The 16,198-nt window shown below is 41.5% G+C and carries 14 protein-coding genes; 11 read left to right on the top strand and 3 right to left on the bottom strand.

The genetic code is table 11. The annotated features are described in order from the left end of the window. Positions 1-148: 148 nt before the first annotated feature. The 4 genes from aceB to fosM all read left to right on the top strand — a co-directional run bounded on the left by aceB (position 149) and on the right by fosM (position 4,758). Positions 149-1,741 carry a malate synthase A gene (gene aceB / locus ACZ9EE_RS13945; protein WP_476027963.1) on the top strand — a complete coding sequence of 531 codons (1,593 nt, stop codon included), beginning with the start codon at positions 149-151 and terminating at the stop codon, positions 1,739-1,741. Positions 1,742-1,937: 196 nt separating this feature from the next. After that, complete coding sequence (aceA, locus tag ACZ9EE_RS13940; RefSeq protein ID WP_476027961.1) at positions 1,938-3,221, top strand: isocitrate lyase; 1,284 nt, start codon at positions 1,938-1,940, stop codon at positions 3,219-3,221. Positions 3,222-3,807: 586 nt separating this feature from the next. After that, complete coding sequence (locus ACZ9EE_RS13935) at positions 3,808-4,254, top strand: YueI family protein (protein WP_476027959.1); 447 nt, start codon at positions 3,808-3,810, stop codon at positions 4,252-4,254. Positions 4,255-4,338: 84 nt separating this feature from the next. Next, a complete protein-coding gene (gene fosM, locus ACZ9EE_RS13930; protein WP_476027957.1) occupies positions 4,339-4,758 on the top strand; it encodes a FosM family fosfomycin resistance protein in 420 nt (139 codons plus the stop codon). 25 nt (positions 4,759-4,783) lie between these two features. Here the strand turns inward: fosM and ACZ9EE_RS13925 are convergent, their stop codons facing one another. After that, the gene (locus tag ACZ9EE_RS13925; protein WP_476027955.1) at positions 4,784-5,236 is read right to left on the bottom strand and encodes an OsmC family protein; all 453 of its coding nucleotides are present in this window, start codon (positions 5,234-5,236) and stop codon (positions 4,784-4,786) included. A 90-nt stretch (positions 5,237-5,326) separates the two neighbouring features. Between ACZ9EE_RS13925 and ACZ9EE_RS13920 the strand changes: the two genes are divergently transcribed. Next, on the top strand, positions 5,327-5,803 hold the full coding sequence (locus tag ACZ9EE_RS13920) for a VanZ family protein (RefSeq protein WP_476027954.1): 477 nt from the start codon (positions 5,327-5,329) through the stop codon (positions 5,801-5,803). A 7-nt stretch (positions 5,804-5,810) separates the two neighbouring features. Here ACZ9EE_RS13920 and ACZ9EE_RS13915 read toward each other — a convergent pair whose 3' ends face one another. Beyond that, a complete protein-coding gene (locus ACZ9EE_RS13915; RefSeq protein WP_476027952.1) occupies positions 5,811-6,470 on the bottom strand; it encodes a lysozyme family protein in 660 nt (219 codons plus the stop codon). A 202-nt stretch (positions 6,471-6,672) separates the two neighbouring features. Here ACZ9EE_RS13915 and gatC point away from each other — a divergent pair, with 202 nt between their 5' ends. The 6 genes from gatC (at position 6,673) to dgoD (ending at position 15,271) form a co-directional block, all read left to right on the top strand. Beyond that, on the top strand, positions 6,673-6,966 hold the full coding sequence (gene gatC / locus ACZ9EE_RS13910) for an Asp-tRNA(Asn)/Glu-tRNA(Gln) amidotransferase subunit GatC (RefSeq protein WP_335498431.1): 294 nt from the start codon (positions 6,673-6,675) through the stop codon (positions 6,964-6,966). Between the two features lie 12 nt (positions 6,967-6,978). Next, positions 6,979-8,436, top strand: coding sequence for an Asp-tRNA(Asn)/Glu-tRNA(Gln) amidotransferase subunit GatA (gene gatA / locus ACZ9EE_RS13905; RefSeq protein WP_476032956.1), 1,458 nt, complete (start codon positions 6,979-6,981; stop codon positions 8,434-8,436). Positions 8,437-8,448: 12 nt separating this feature from the next. Next, entirely contained in the window at positions 8,449-9,876 is a 1,428-nt protein-coding gene (gene gatB, locus ACZ9EE_RS13900) for an Asp-tRNA(Asn)/Glu-tRNA(Gln) amidotransferase subunit GatB (protein ID WP_476032955.1), read from the top strand. A 508-nt stretch (positions 9,877-10,384) separates the two neighbouring features. Continuing rightward, positions 10,385-10,522 carry an IclR family transcriptional regulator domain-containing protein gene (locus ACZ9EE_RS13895; protein WP_476027950.1) on the top strand — a complete coding sequence of 46 codons (138 nt, stop codon included), beginning with the start codon at positions 10,385-10,387 and terminating at the stop codon, positions 10,520-10,522. Between the two features lie 170 nt (positions 10,523-10,692). Beyond that, positions 10,693-13,878 (top strand): beta-galactosidase subunit alpha, encoded by a 3,186-nt coding sequence (ebgA, locus tag ACZ9EE_RS13890; protein WP_476027948.1) that lies wholly within the window; start codon positions 10,693-10,695, stop codon positions 13,876-13,878. 244 nt (positions 13,879-14,122) lie between these two features. Next, complete coding sequence (dgoD, locus tag ACZ9EE_RS13885; RefSeq protein WP_476027946.1) at positions 14,123-15,271, top strand: galactonate dehydratase; 1,149 nt, start codon at positions 14,123-14,125, stop codon at positions 15,269-15,271. A 452-nt stretch (positions 15,272-15,723) separates the two neighbouring features. Here dgoD and ACZ9EE_RS13880 read toward each other — a convergent pair whose 3' ends face one another. Further along, positions 15,724-16,155, bottom strand: a complete 432-nt coding sequence (locus ACZ9EE_RS13880) for a VOC family protein (RefSeq protein ID WP_476027944.1) — start codon at positions 16,153-16,155, stop codon at positions 15,724-15,726. Between the last annotated feature and the right edge of the window lie 43 nt (positions 16,156-16,198).

Genomic DNA, 16,198 nt, shown 5'->3' with positions numbered 1-16,198 from the left:
CTCGTTTTTTGTATCCATATGTATATGGACAGGGAAATTTACCTATTTTAAAAAATTTTCAGAAAAAATGGTTCACTTTTCCAAAAACCTGTTATATAATACAAAACAAAGATAATTACTGTATTATAACAAAGGAGTGAACGAGTACATGTCGACGCAAACTACGGGTATTGAAGTAGTTGGGCCATTAAAAGCCCAGTATGATGAGATTTTGACACCAGAGGCATTGAACTTAATTGAAGAGTTAGAACACAAATTTGGTCAGCGCAGAATTGAACTGTTACAGTACAGGGATAAGCTCCAAGAGGAATTGAATAATGGTAAGCTTCCAGATTTTCTTGCAGAAACAAAGCATATCAGGAACGGTGATTGGACCGTTGCACCGCTGCCAAAGGACCTTCATGACCGCCGGGTAGAAATTACAGGGCCGACCGATCGAAAAATGGTCATCAATGCGTTAAACTCTGGTGCAAAATTGTTTATGGCTGACTTTGAGGATGCCACATCACCGACATGGGAAAGTATCATTGAAGGACAAATCAACTTAAGAGATGCAATCAATCGGACGATATCCTTTGAAAATCCAAATGGAAAAACATATCAGCTCAATGAAGAAACAGCGGTACTCATTGTTAGACCGCGCGGACTGCATCTCGATGAAAAACATGTACTTTTAGATGGCAAGCCTATCTCGGGAAGCTTTTTCGACTTTGGCATGTACTTCTTCCATAATGTAAACACACTGCTTGCAAACGGTTCGGGACCCTATTTTTATTTGCCAAAGCTTGAGAGTCACTTAGAAGCACGGCTTTGGAATGAGGTGTTTGTGTATACACAGGAGAAACTTGGGATTCCTCAAGGAACTATTAAGGCAACTGTATTAATCGAAACCATTTTAGCTGCGTTTGAAATGGATGAAATCCTGTATGAGTTAAAGGAACATTCCGCAGGTTTAAACTGTGGCCGCTGGGATTATATTTTCAGCTATATTAAAAAACTGCGTAATCAACAGCAAGTTATTTTACCAGACCGGTCACAGGTAACCATGACATCACCCTTTATGCGTTCCTATTCATTATTAACGATTCAAACTTGTCATCGCCGCAAGGCACCAGCAATGGGAGGAATGGCCGCGCAAATTCCGATAAAAAATAATCCTCAGGCCAATGAGGAAGCGTTCGCCAAGGTACGTGCCGATAAGGAACGGGAGGCCCGCGATGGTCATGATGGAACATGGGTTGCCCACCCAGGATTAGTACCGGTCGCAATGGAAGTATTCAACCGTGAAATGCCAACACCAAACCAAATCCATACACCAAAACAGCAGAGAATAACGATTACAGCTGCTGACTTGCTAGAGGTTCCAAACGGGACAATCACAGAAGAAGGTGTTCGGACGAACATTAATGTGGGGATTCAATATGTAGCATCCTGGTTGAATGGAAGAGGTGCTGCTCCAATCCATAATTTGATGGAGGATGCAGCAACGGCGGAGATTTCACGGGCGCAGCTCTGGCAGTGGATCCGCCATCCAAAAGGTATTTTAGAGGACGGCAGAAAAGTGACGGCTGAAATGTATCAGCAATTGAAGCTAGAAGAGTTGGAAAAGATTAAGCTCGAAGTCGGAGCTGAAAACTTTGAAAACGGCCGATTCACCGAAGCTGTTCAACTATTTGACCGTTTAATCTTAACTGATCAATTTATCGACTTCTTAACACTGCCGGGATATCAGCAGTTATAAGGGATTCTCTTTATAAGGCTATTTTCGCTAAATAAAAGTTCATCAACCCATCTAATTAAATGCTTCGTGGCATCTTTTCGTAAGAATATTTGCGAAAACCCTAGATTATGGTTCTTGAAAAGCTCCAGAAGCATCAAAGTTTACGAAAAAGCCTTATATAAAAATATTTTAATAGATTAATAGGAGGAATTTTAAAATGACAGATTCAAGAGCTGCGCAATTACAAGAAAGCTGGGAAATGGATAGTCGTTGGAAAGGGATTTCGAGACCATATTCTGCAGAGGATGTTATCAAACTCCGTGGTTCGATTGATATTGAACATACGTTGGCTCGTAAGGGTGCTGAAAAGCTATGGAAGTTATTACATGAAGAAGATTACATTCATGCACTTGGGGCCTTAACTGGTAATCAGGCTGTCCAGCAAGTAAAGGCCGGGCTAAAGGCCATATACTTAAGCGGCTGGCAGGTTGCAGCGGATGCGAACCTTTCAGGGCACATGTATCCGGACCAAAGCTTGTATCCTGCAAACAGCGTACCAAGTGTAGTAAAAAAGATTAATCAAGCCCTCCAGCGTACGGATCAAATCCATCATTCAGAAGGTAATGATTCTATCGATTGGTTTGCACCGATTGTAGCTGACGCTGAAGCTGGGTTTGGCGGACAGTTAAACTGTTTTGAACTAATGAAAGGCATGATTGAAGCCGGTGCTTCCGGTGTTCACTTTGAAGACCAGTTGTCTTCCGAGAAAAAGTGTGGACATTTAGGTGGTAAAGTGTTGCTGCCGACGCAAACAGCGGTACGCAACTTGATTGCGGCACGCTTGGCTGCAGATGTAATGGGGGTGCCGACTGTACTTGTTGCCCGGACGGATGCTAATGCCGCCGATTTGATTACAAGCGATATTGATATGAACGATGCCCCGTTTATTACGGGTGACCGGACACCGGAGGGCTTTTTCCGTACGAAGGCTGGAATTGATCAAGCAATTGCCCGCGGGTTAGCTTATGCTCCATATGCAGACCTAATTTGGTGTGAAACTTCTGAACCAAATATTGAGGAAGCTAGAAAGTTTGCGGAAGCTATTCATGAGAAGTTCCCTGGCAAACTATTAGCCTATAATTGTTCACCATCCTTTAACTGGAAAAAGAAATTGGATCAGGAGACGATTGCGAATTTTCAGGAGGAGCTTGGCAGAATGGGCTACAAGTTCCAGTTCGTAACACTGGCCGGCTTCCATGCCTTGAATCACAGCATGTTCGAACTTGCCCGCGGCTACAAGGAGCGCGGTATGGCGGCTTACTCTGAATTGCAGGAAGCTGAGTTTGGCAGTGAGCAATACGGCTATACGGCAACACGCCATCAGCGTGAGGTTGGTACGGGCTACTTTGATCAGGTATCTATGGTGATTACGGGTGGTACGTCTTCGACGACGGCGTTGAAAGGGTCAACAGAAGTGGAGCAGTTTAGTAGTAATAAATAAATTTGGTGTGTGTGGTGGATCCTGCTCTCCTATTGGAGGGGAGGATTTTTTTGTAGGCGGCAGCAGGTTAATTTGCGGATGAGAGGAGTTAATTGGCGGATAGGGGGAGCTAAATTGCGGATAGAAGGAGGCAATTTGCGGATGAGGGGTTAAGTTGCGGATAAGAGGGGCCAACTTGTGGATAGGGGGAGCTAAATTGCGGATAGGGGGAGCTAAATTGCGGATAGAGGGAGGCAATTTGCGGATGAGGGGTTAATTTGCGGATGAGGGGTTAACTTGCGGATAAGAGGGGCCAACTTGCGGATAGAGGGAGGCAATTTGCGGATGAGGGGTTAACTTGCGGATAGGGGAAGCCAACTTACGGATAGAGGGAGCCAATTTGCGGATAGAGGGAGTCAACTTGCGGATAGGGGAGCCAACTTGCGGATAAGAAGAATTAACTGGCGAAAGCCGAATTAACTGGCGCATAAATCAAATTTACTGTCGTATAAACAGGATTTACTGGCGACTTGGAAACCAGGTTACAAACCAATTTTGGAACTGCACATTTTTTAGGGTATCATCATACATAATAATAGCCTTTTAGATGGAGATGATAGCTTTGGAAAGGAAAACCGTTGAAGATGTCCTGCAGCAAGGCATCTATGGGCCTCTAGAAACCAAACCAGAAGAGCGGCGGAAATACCTAGGAACCCTACGCGAACGAATCATTGTGGCATTGACCAAAAACCAGGTTGCGGAAACAAACATATACCCCCAAATAGAACAATCAATGAAGGAGTATCCAAAGGCACTACTTTTATTAAACGGTAACATGGCCTATGAAGAGTTATCCAAATACGTAAAACTAGCAGCAAAAAATAAAATCGAGCATAAAATTGTAACCAATAAAGAGCATGATACGGAAATAGGGTTAGTATTAGCTATGAACTATGCGATTGACAAGGAAGAGATATCTATTAGCCATAAAGTCCAGATACCTGAGAAGCTACCAGAGAAAAAAGGTCTGTTTGCGAAATTATTTAAACGGTGAAATCCAGTGTGTGGTCCAAATGTGGATTACACACTTTTATTTTTCAAAAAAGGGAAATAAAATTAATTTAAAAAAGGTGAATGTATGAAAATCAAAGGAATAAACCACTTACTTTTCTCCGTTTCTGATTTAAATAGATCGATAGAATTCTATCAAAATGTTTTTGAGGCAAAACTGTTAGTTAAAGGCAGAAACACAGCTTACTTTGATTTAAATGGTTTATGGCTTGCCCTTAATGTAGAAAAGGACATCCCTCGAAATGAGATCCACCAATCCTATACCCATATTGCTTTTTCAATTGAAGAGGCGGATTTCTCTAAAATGTGCTCAAAACTTGAAGAGTTGGAAATCCATACATTGCCTGGACGTCCGAGGGATGAGAAGGATAAAAAATCACTCTATTTTACCGACCCTGATGGTCATAAGTTCGAATTCCATACCGGAACACTGCAAGATCGATTAGAGTATTATCAACAGGAAAAAGGGCATATGGAATTTTACTAAAAAAGGGGGGCTTCACGCCCCGTTTTTATTCAGCAGCCACCTCTACAGCAGCTTGCAATTCCAACTCCACATTTCCTTGAATCGCACGGCTGATCATGCACGAACTCTCTGCTTTCCGGGCAAGCTTCTCCCCTAATGCCACCTCTTTTTCAGTTGCACCGCGCTTCAAAACTAAACGAGGGCGATGGATTATTTTTTTATAAGTGAACACACCGCTCGTCACATCGACAATTGCCTCAGAATCCATTGTTAATGAAGCCTTTTCCAGACCAGAGCGCTCCAGCATTGCGGCAAGAGTAATAATATAACAGGTTGCTGCTGCTCCGAGCAGCATTTCGTCCGGATTTGTGCCAACACCCGGGCCGTCCATTTCCGGCGGGATCGAAATTTTTGTTTTTAAGTTACCGGCCTCAATCTCGCCTATGTCATTACGCAAGCCAGGCCAGTTTGCTTTTAAGTGAAAATGATGTACTGCCATAATCATATCCTCCTAGTAGAATGTAATCACCACAACCTCGGACAACTATGTTATGGTATGTGTGATACTTTAAAAATGGAGCAAGAATAAATGAGAATTTTTTCAAAAATAGTCCTATTTCTTATTCTGTGTTTATATATAGCTGTACTGTCAAAACTTATCTTATTTAAATACATCCCGTTAGCTCAAATTATCGAGCATTTTAATTTTACATACGATGAATACCATTGGCGGGACAATAACTTTGTCCCTTTTAAAACAATTAAGTTTTATCTGTACAAAGCAGAAATCAATCCAAATATCAGAATTGAGAATTTGGCAGGGAATGTCATTGGATTTGTCCCATTTGGGTTTATCTTACCATTGTTCACAAAAGGGTTTCAAAAATTTAGAGTGGTTACCCTAGCAACCTTTTTTTTAAGTCTAGCATTTGAAGTGATTCAACTTATCTTTGAATTTGGCAGTTTTGATGTTGATGACTTAATATTAAATACGCTCGGCGGAATTTTGGGTTATATTCCGATTAAAATCATTTTGATTGTCGTTAAACATAAGAAAAACACCTAATGAATCTCTAAAAAGATCCACTGGGTGTTTTTTGACTGTTTGTCACTGGAACAGTATCAGCAAGTAATTCAATGTTTTTGGATACCTTTGTACTGTAGGTGAAATCACCGTAGCAATACGGATAGCGGAAATTATTCTTGTCTCCGCCGCAATTATAGAGGGTAGGTTTTTGTTTTACTTGAAGGAGCGAAAATTCCTTTGCCAGTTCCTCACTATGTTTACCGCCGTGCTGTGCTACGTAGTCAATATAGCCTGCCCCCATATTGTAGGCCTGAATAATCGTTGGAAAATCTACCTTTTGTAGTGTTCCATAAGCCAAAACGTATTGAAAATGTTTAACTCCGACTTGAATACTTTGTTTAGGGTCAGTAATCGTATTTTTTGTCAGTCCGGCTGACTCCGAGGCTTGCATGGGGTCTCCGCCAAGTCCGTGGCTTTCCTGCTGCATCAGGGCAATGAGTACAGGAGTATGTTCTTCAAGATGGTATTTTGCTAATTCGTCGTGGATGTAAGGCATATATTTTTTTGCCGCCGCAAAGGAATCGGTTTTGACGAGCGGTGGAGAACTTTGTTTTTGAAAGTAACTCTGAAACCAGGCCAATCCGCAAAAAAGCAAAAACAGTACGAGGAAGGTTTTCCATTTCTTCCGTTTTCGTCTTTTCTTCATTCAAATACTCTCCCAAATTCTTTTCTTCTGTGAATATTATAAATGACGGATCTACTAACTGTCAGGTTTCATCTTTAAAATGCGATTTTTATAATCTAAAACTCTTTCTGTTTGTTAATACTGAAGAAGGAATCATTGCGGTAACGCAGAAAAGTCTGGTATTATCAATTATAAAATAACATTGAGATTGGGGGTTAAAATGATGTCACGAATTTCAACGGACCAAGTAAAACACGTTGCTAACTTGGCACGATTAGCCATTACGGAAGAAGAAGTCGAAAAATTTACAAAACAACTGGACGCGATTATCACATTTGCCGAACAGTTAAACGAATTGGATACGGAAAATGTGAAACCTACATACCATGTCCTTGATATGAAAAATGTATTGCGCGAAGATATTCCACAAAAAGGTTTGCCACGTGAAGAAGTACTTAAAAATGCACCTGAGCATCAAGACGGGCAAATTAGGGTACCATCGATTTTGGGAGAGTAGGGAGTGAAAACATTGAGTTTATTTGATTATAAAGTTTCAGACCTTCATGAATTAATACATAAGAAGGAAGTAACCGTATCAGACCTTGTAGAAGAATCATATAACCGAATCGGTAAGGTCGAAGAGAAGGTCAAGGCCTTTTTAACCTTGGATGAAGAAGTTGCCCGGGCAGCTGCAAAATCACAAGATGAAAAGTTGAACGCTGGGGATTCAAGAGGATTGCTGTTTGGTATGCCGATTGGTGTCAAAGATAACATTGTTACCCAAGGATTACGGACAACTTGTGCGAGTAAAATTCTCGAAAATTTTGACCCAATTTATGACGCAACTGTAGTACAAAAATTACGGCAGGCGGAAACGATCACGATTGGAAAGTTAAATATGGACGAGTTTGCAATGGGATCTTCAAATGAGAATTCCCATTACCAAAAAACACGGAATCCATGGAACCTTGAGAGAGTACCAGGCGGTTCTTCAGGCGGTTCTGCTGCATCGGTAGCATCAGGAGAAGTACTATTTTCATTAGGATCAGATACCGGCGGTTCTATCCGGCAGCCGGCATCTTTTTGTGGCGTTGTTGGAATGAAGCCAACCTATGGCCGAGTATCTCGTTTTGGCCTTGTTGCCTTTGCTTCATCGCTTGACCAGATCGGACCGATTACAAGAACCGTTGAGGACAACGCGTATCTATTACAAGCCATCTCTGGTCTCGATCCGATGGATTCCACTTCTGCAAATGTGGACGTTCCAAACTTTGCAGCTTCCTTAACAGGCGATATTAAAGGTCTTAAAATTGCTGTACCAAAAGAATATTTAGGCGAAGGTGTGACGGGGTCTGTTCGCCAGTCTGTAATGGATTCTTTAAAGACCCTTGAAGGGCTTGGCGCTGTATGGGAAGAGGTTTCCCTGCCGCACTCCAAGTATGCACTGGCTGCTTACTATTTGCTTTCCTCATCAGAAGCGTCAGCCAACCTTGCTCGTTTTGATGGCGTGCGTTATGGCTATCGTACTGAAGATGCCGAAAGTTTAATTGAATTATATAAAAAGACACGTGCTGAAGGTTTCGGTGATGAAGTAAAACGCCGGATTATGCTTGGTACGTTTGCACTCAGCTCCGGTTACTATGATGCGTATTATAAAAAAGCACAGCAGGTCCGGACGTTAATTAAGAAGGATTTTGAAGATGTTTTTGAAAAATATGATGTGATCGTCGGACCAACAACGCCAACACCTGCGTTTAAAATTGGCGAAAAAATCGATGATCCGCTAACCATGTATATCAATGATATTTTAACGATTCCGGTTAACCTTGCAGGTGTACCAGGAATCTCGATTCCTTGCGGCTTTGATGCAGGTCTTCCGCTTGGATTGCAAATCATTGGCAAGCATTTTGATGAAGCAACGATTTATCGTGTTGCCCATGCGTTTGAGCAGGCGACAGACTTTCATAAACAAAAGCCGGAATTGTAGGGGGTGGAAATGATGGAATTTGAAACAGTAATTGGACTTGAGGTCCATGTTGAGTTAAAAACAGAATCAAAGATCTTCTCAGCGAGCCCAAACCATTTTGGGGCTGAGCCGAATACCAATACAAGTGTAATCGACCTTGGCTATCCAGGCGTATTGCCTGTCTTGAATAAAAAGGCAGTTGATTTTGGAATGAAGGCGGCGATGGCCCTAAATTGTCAGGTTGCAACACATACAAAATTTGACCGGAAGAATTACTTTTATCCGGACAATCCCAAGGCTTATCAAATCTCACAATTTGACCAGCCGATTGGCGAGCATGGCTGGATTGAAATTGAAGTAAACGGCTATACGAAAAAGATCGGGATTACAAGGATTCATTTAGAGGAAGATGCCGGCAAGCTGAACCATGAAAAAGGATATTCTTTATGTGATTACAATCGTCAAGGGACGCCGCTTGTTGAAATCGTTTCTGAGCCGGATATTCGTACTCCTGATGAAGCATATGCTTATCTTGAAAAATTAAAGTCAATCATCCAGTATACAGGCGTATCTGATTGTAAAATGGAAGAGGGCTCGCTTCGCTGCGACGCCAATATTTCGATTCGTCCCGTCGGGCAGGAAGAGTTCGGAACGAAAACAGAATTAAAGAATTTGAACTCATTCAATTTTGTTCGTAAGGGTCTTGAGTATGAAGAAAAACGCCAGCGGGAAGTGGTATCTTCAGGCGGAACCATTGATCAGGAAACACGCCGTTTTGATGAGGCGACCGGGACTACAATACTAATGAGGGTAAAAGAAGGTTCAGATGACTATCGTTACTTCCCAGAACCAGACTTACTTGACTTGTTTATTGATGAGGATTGGAAGGCACGCATTCGTGCGGAAATTCCAGAACTCCCAGACCAGCGCCAAAAACGTTATGTCGAAGAGCTTGGTTTACCTGTTTATGATGCCAAGGTATTGACGGTAACAAAAGAAATGGCAGATTTCTTTGAGGCAACGGTTAACGATGGTGCTGATGCGAAGCTTGCTTCGAACTGGATCATGGGCGATGTTTCTGCTTACTTAAATGCAGAGGGTAAGGAACTCGATCAGGTTGCATTAACACCTGAAGGTCTAGCCAGCATGATTAAGTTGATTGAAAATGGAACGATTTCTTCTAAAATTGCGAAAACTGTTTTCAAAGAGCTAATCGAGCAGGGCGGCGATGCGGAGCAAATCGTGAAGGATAAGGGCCTTGTGCAAATTTCTGATGAGGGAACACTTCTGAAGATTATTGCCGAGGTACTTGATGCCAATCCGAAATCGGTGGAAGATTTCAAGGATGGTAAAAATAAAGCCGTAGGTTTCCTTGTTGGACAGCTGATGAAGGCGACTAAAGGACAGGCTAATCCGCAATTGGTTAATAAATTATTACAGCAGGAATTGCAGAAACGATAAACAAAAGCTGGCAGTCTTATCTGCCAGCTTTTTTTGTGTCTGAAAAAGGCGAAACATAACTCGACAAATTCTATGTCATTTCCCAGGAAAAAAGCTTATGTTTACAACGATTACTCATCCTTCAATCAAACGTTTGGTTAGTTGTAGAAAATAGTGGTTTATGTCAAATAAAAAAGGGACGCTAATGTTTCGACTAATTTCTTGTTTTTTACAGAATTACTAGGCTTTTTAAACCTATGATTACTATTAAAATAATACAGGTAGTAGAATAGTCTGAATGTTATATACTTTTAGAAAACATAATTGACAACGTTTTCGTTGTGAAATAAACTTATGTTGTATTTGGAATGGCGCTCCATATTTGGAGCCAATTTTGTTTGGCGGGTGGAGAAAAAGGTGATATCAAAAAGCAATTCCTCTATTCAATCGTGTTAAAAGAGCATTATTAATACTAGGGTTATTAAAAGAAAAGCTAGATGGACTAGGAATTACCGATACTTGTAAATGATTGGGAGAAAACGTCCATCTTGTTGTCACTGATAATAGTGAAACCGATTACATTGATAAAATTGAAAGCCCAAAGACTATAGGAATGTATTCAAGAATTGACAAGAGAGCACCTGTTCATTTTGAAACTGCTGATTAACCAGATAAGGGTTTAATTCTATTAATCTATTTTCTTGTTCCTCTTTTTTCAAAAGCACTCTGTATTCGGGGGATTTAGCGGGTCTGTTAAAGGATAAATGGGGATACCTCGGTATAACAAAGAGTTACTAGCTGTTACTTAAATCTAATATTATAGATGGGAGAAGCATTATGCCAAAAGAGTTAAGAGATTGGGAAAATTTATCTGTTTTGCAAAAAAATCGCTTAGAGGAGAGAGCCTATTTCTTTCCTTATGCTAATGAACAATCAGCGCTAACGTATGACAGAGGTAAGGCTGCAGGGTTTAAACTTCTAAATGGACTTTGGAAATTCCACTACGCTTCGAATCCTGCATTGGCCCCAAAGCAATTTTTTGAAGAGACTTTTGATACAAGTCATTGGGATGACCTCCATGTTCCTTCGAACTGGCAGCTGCATGGCTATGGCAGGCCGCATTATACCAATGTCCAATTTCCATTTCCGATTGATCCGCCCCATGTTCCGACTGAAAACCCGACAGGCTCTTATAGACGTGAGTTTATTATCCCGAGTGAATGGCTAGATCAAGCTGTTATCCTGCGATTTGAAGGTGTTGATAGTGCTTTTCATCTTTGGGTAAATGGACAAGAAGTGGGTTATAGCCAGGGAAGCCGCGTGCCAAGTGAATTTGACATATCCTCATTTGTTCGTGAAGGGAAAAATGTGCTTGCTGTTCAGGTTTATCAATGGTCTGAGGCGAGTTATATCGAAGACCAGGATATGTGGTGGTTAAGCGGTATCTTTAGAGATGTGTATTTACTTGCGAGGCCTAAGGTCCATGTAAGGGATTATTTTGTCAAAACAAATCTGGATGAAAATTATGAGAATGCAGCGTTAGAAATTGAAATCTTACTATTAAATAAGCAATTTAATGCAGTTAGTAATTATCAGTTGGAAATCAAGTTATTGAATCATTTATATGAAGAAGTCGCGACAGAAGATTTAAAGAATATTAATATTGACCGAATCGAAGATACGAAACTTTCCGTTTCAATTCCAGTCATTAATCCAGAAAAATGGTCAGCTGAGAGTCCTTATTTGTATCATCTGTTTCTTACTTTAAAGGATGAAAAAGGCAATATAGTCGAAGTAGTTCCAACCAAGGTCGGCTTCCGTTCCGTTGAAATCAAGGACGGTGTACTAAAGGTCAATGGTACAGCAATCATGATTAAAGGCGTAAACCGTCATGATCATCATCCAGACTTAGGAAGAGCGGTTCCATTAGAATCAATGATTGAAGACATTCGCTTAATGAAGCTGCATAATATCAATGCGGTGAGAACATCTCATTATCCTAATGATCCTCGTTTCTATGATCTGTGTGATGTTTATGGGTTATATGTGATTGATGAAGCTGATTTGGAGTGTCATGGTTTTCACGTAATTGATGACATTAATCAAATCAGTGATGATCCAGCTTGGGAAGATGCCTATCTCGACCGGATGAAGCGGATGGTCGAGCGTGATAAGAATCATGCTTCCATTATTATGTGGTCGCTCGGGAATGAATCCGGCTTTGGCCGAAATCATGAGGCAATGGCTGAGTGGGCCAAGTTAAAGGACCCTGCGCGCCCGATTCATTATGAGGGCGAAAGCCGTTTCATCATGACAGAGGATCAAAATAATCCAACAAGAGATCCAATTGCTTCTGATGTTCATACAACCATGTATACCGCTGTCGAGATTATGGACGAATTAGGGAAGAGAGAGGACTTATTAAAGCCCCATATCCTTTGTGAGTATGCGCATGCAATGGGGAATGGTGCAGGCGGATTGAAAGAGTATTGGGATACCTTCTATAAATATCGCCGCTTACAGGGCGGTTTTATCTGGGAATGGATTGACCACGGAATCAGACAAGTAACCGAGGATGGCGAAGAGTATTTTGCCTACGGCGGAGATTTTGGTGAAACGCCGCATGATTCAAACTTTGTCATTGATGGATTAATCATGCCTGACCGTAAGCCATCACCAGCATTGATTGAGTACAAAAAGGTGATTGAACCAGTTAAAGCAAACGTGGTTGATTTAAAGAAAGGGATTATAGAACTAACCAATCGTTTTGATTTCATTTCATTAGATCATCTGCAATTATCATGGTCTGTTGTCTGTGATGATCAAATCCTTGATCAGGGACTGCTTCCGATTAACGGTATTCAAGCAGGCCAATCGAAGGAAATCACGATTCCATTTGTACTTCCAGTGATTATTAAGGCGAACACTGATTACTGGTTAAATCTAAGTTTCCTGACAACAGAGGATTCAATATGGGCGAAAGCAGGCTTTGAGACAGCATGGGCGCAATTTAAGCTTCCTATTGCTGCTGCCCAAGCGGAAGAAACGAAATCATTGCAATATCCGCTTGATGTCAACGAGTCTGATTGTTTTATTACAGTATCCGGAAATGGTTTTGAGATTGCTTTTGATAAGGTATTTGGTGTGATTGATTCATGGTCCAGTGAAGGAATAAAAGTTTTGGAGGAAGGTCCGAAGCTTAACTTCTGGAGAGCACCGACAGACAATGACAAGCTTGCCAGCGGTAAATGGAAGAACATAAGCTCGAAGCAGGCTTGGCAAAATCATGGCTTGCATTGGATGCAGCACCGAATCGATGACGTATCGTATTCTGTTTCAGCTGATAAGAAGAAATTGGATATTCAAGTGTCTGTACGGATTGCTCCGCCAAGGCTTTCTTGGGGAATCAGCACCGTGTACACCTATACTATATTTGGCAGCGGTGATGTTATCCTGAAGGTGAAAGGCGACCCACAAGGAGATCTGCCGGAAACTATGCCGAAAATCGGTTTAACGATGAAGCTTCCAAAGCGGCTGGAGAATGTCAGTTGGTACGGACTTGGGCCTGGTGAAGCATATGTTGATAGCAGGATGGCGAACCGAGTGGGAGTATGGTCCAGCAAAGTGGATGATCTGTATACCCCTTATGTTTGGCCGCAAGAAAATGGAAATCGCCATCAGGTGAGATGGGTCTCCTTAACAGAAGCTAATGGTTTCGGGTTACTAGCAGTCGGGAACCCAGAAATAGATTTTAGTGCTCATTATTATACGATTGACGACTTTGATAAGGCTGATCATACGTATGACTTGAAAAAACAGGACTTCATAACCTTAAATCTGGATCATAAACAGCATGGTCTTGGTTCATCTAGCTGCGGACCAGATGTACTGGAGAAATATCGATTAAAACCAGAATCTTTTGAATTCGAAGTGCGTTTCAAACCTTATTCTCGAAACGAATCGTCTCCCATTGAACTTAGCAAAGTTCAATTAGAAGCATTAACTGTAAAACAATTTGTATAGACTCGGTGAAATCCTATTGTTTGTTTTTCCTCACAATAGGATTTTCCATGGCCAATCATTACAATATTCCTTTGGTATGACTTGAACAGAAAAACTTTAATGAGATTTATAATCGGGCTAAGAAGCTAGTGGAAGCTATTCGATAAAGTGTAACGAACAATGAAAATGAGATACGCATCGGAGCGAAGATGATTGATGGATTTTTTTTAAAATACTATTACTTCCCGAAGAGGTGGATTGTTCAATGAAAATAACTAATCTTAAATGCTTTGTCGTTCCTCCACGCTGGTTATTTTTAAAAATTGAAACGGACGAAGGGATTGTAGGTTGGGGCGAACCAATCGTTGAAGGGAAGGCTTATACGGTTAAAGCTGCAGTAGAAGAAATGGGGGAATATCTTATTGGTAAGGATCCAATGAGAATTGAGGATCATTGGCAGGCGCTGTACCGTTCAGGCTTCTATCGGGGCGGACCGATTTTAATGAGTGCAATTGCCGGGATAGATCAGGCTTTATGGGATATTAAAGGAAAATACTATAACGCTCCTATTTATGATTTGCTTGGAGGAGCTTGTCGCGACTCTGTCCGTGTATACTCTTGGATTGGCGGCGACCGGCCAAGTGAGGTTGGGCAGGAAGCGAAAGAAAAAGCAGGAGCTGGCTTTACAGCAATAAAAATGAATGCAACAGAAGAGCTCCAATACATTGATTCTCATAAGAAAATCGATGCTGTGCTCGAACGCGTAGCGGCTATTCGAGAATATTGTGGTAATGATCTGGAAATTGGTATTGATTTTCATGGAAGGGTACATAAACCAATGGCTAAAGTCTTAGCAAAAGAACTTGAGCAATTCCGACCGATGTTTATTGAAGAGCCTGTCCTTCCTGAAAACAATGAAGCATTGCGGGAAATCGCTCGGGCAACTACAATTCCGATTGCAACCGGGGAAAGAATGTTTTCTCGTTGGGACTTTAAACAGCTGCTATCTGATGGATATGTAGACATTATTCAACCTGATCTTTCACATGCAGGGGGAATCACAGAGTGCAGAAAGATAGCTGCAATGGCTGAGGCCTATGATGTTGCAGTTGCCCCGCATTGCCCGCTCGGCCCGATTGCACTCTCCGCCTGTTTGCAGGTTGACGCTGTATCCCATAATGTCTTTATTCAGGAACAAAGCCTTGGTATTCATTATAACAAAGGCAATGATTTACTAGATTATATTGCCGATCCGACTGTATTTGACTATAACGATGGTTCGGTGCTGCTGCCAAAAGGATCCGGGTTAGGCGTTACTGTCAATGAGGAATTTTTGAGAAGACAGGCTGAAGTGGGCCACAACTGGAAGAACCCGGTCTGGAGACATAAGGATGGTACGATTGCAGAGTGGTAGCAATTCCTATCAGACATTGATTTTGAAAGCTGGCAGATTTGATTCTGCCAGCTTATTTTATGGGTAAATGTCGAAACATGTCTCGACAATCTTTTCCCCATTTCCCGGGAAAATTCCTTTGTTTTTAAGGGCTTATGGCCATATTATTCAATCGTTTAGTTGGTAAGGAATATTGGTGGATTGTGTCGATGGGTGTTATAGGTGCTTGTATTCGGCAGTATTTGCAGTTTGAAATGGCCCGTATTCATACTAAAAAACACTTCGACCTAAGACCTGTCTGGCCTAATCCTAATTTAATTAAACATTTGATTAGTTTCTATATTTCTACAAACTTTTCTGAATGTGACGGGAAAAACCTAGGGGTATCAAGGGTTGTAAAGAATTTAATTAAACGTTTGATTAGTTTTAATGGTGAAATAAAGAAAAACGAGGATGTCTTTACATCCTCGTTTTTAGAAGGAAATCATTGCTCCTCGTTCGTCAAAGACAGAACTGGGATTCCAGGCCACTTCCCAAAGATTTTTTTCAGGGTCAGCAAAGTAAGCCGTCCGTCCACCCCAGAAAGCGTTACTAGGTTCTCTTAGAATGATACCGCCAGCTGTACGGATTAGTTCGATCGTTGAATCTACCTTTTCTGGCTGCTCGACATTTATAGCAAATGTCACGGGATGAAAGGTTTCTGGAGCTTTTGGCAGCTCAACGCCAGCGTCCTTTGCCAGCTCAGCTATTGGAAAAAGGGTAAGCAGGACGCCTGCCGTTTTAAAGACAGCATAAGTGTCGGAGCTGGCCTCGGTTTCCTCCCAGCCCAGGGATTTGTAAAAAGTACGAAGAGCCGGTAAGTCGTATGCACCGAACGTTAGTAAACTAACTCTTTGTGGGACCATTCGTTCATTCCTCCATTGCAATAATTTGATAGTATTACTGTTC

Source organism: Bacillus sp. URHA0034, from assembly GCF_056280405.1.
Note: the sequence above shows the minus strand (reverse complement) of the source record. Positions and strands in the feature narration are given on the sequence as shown.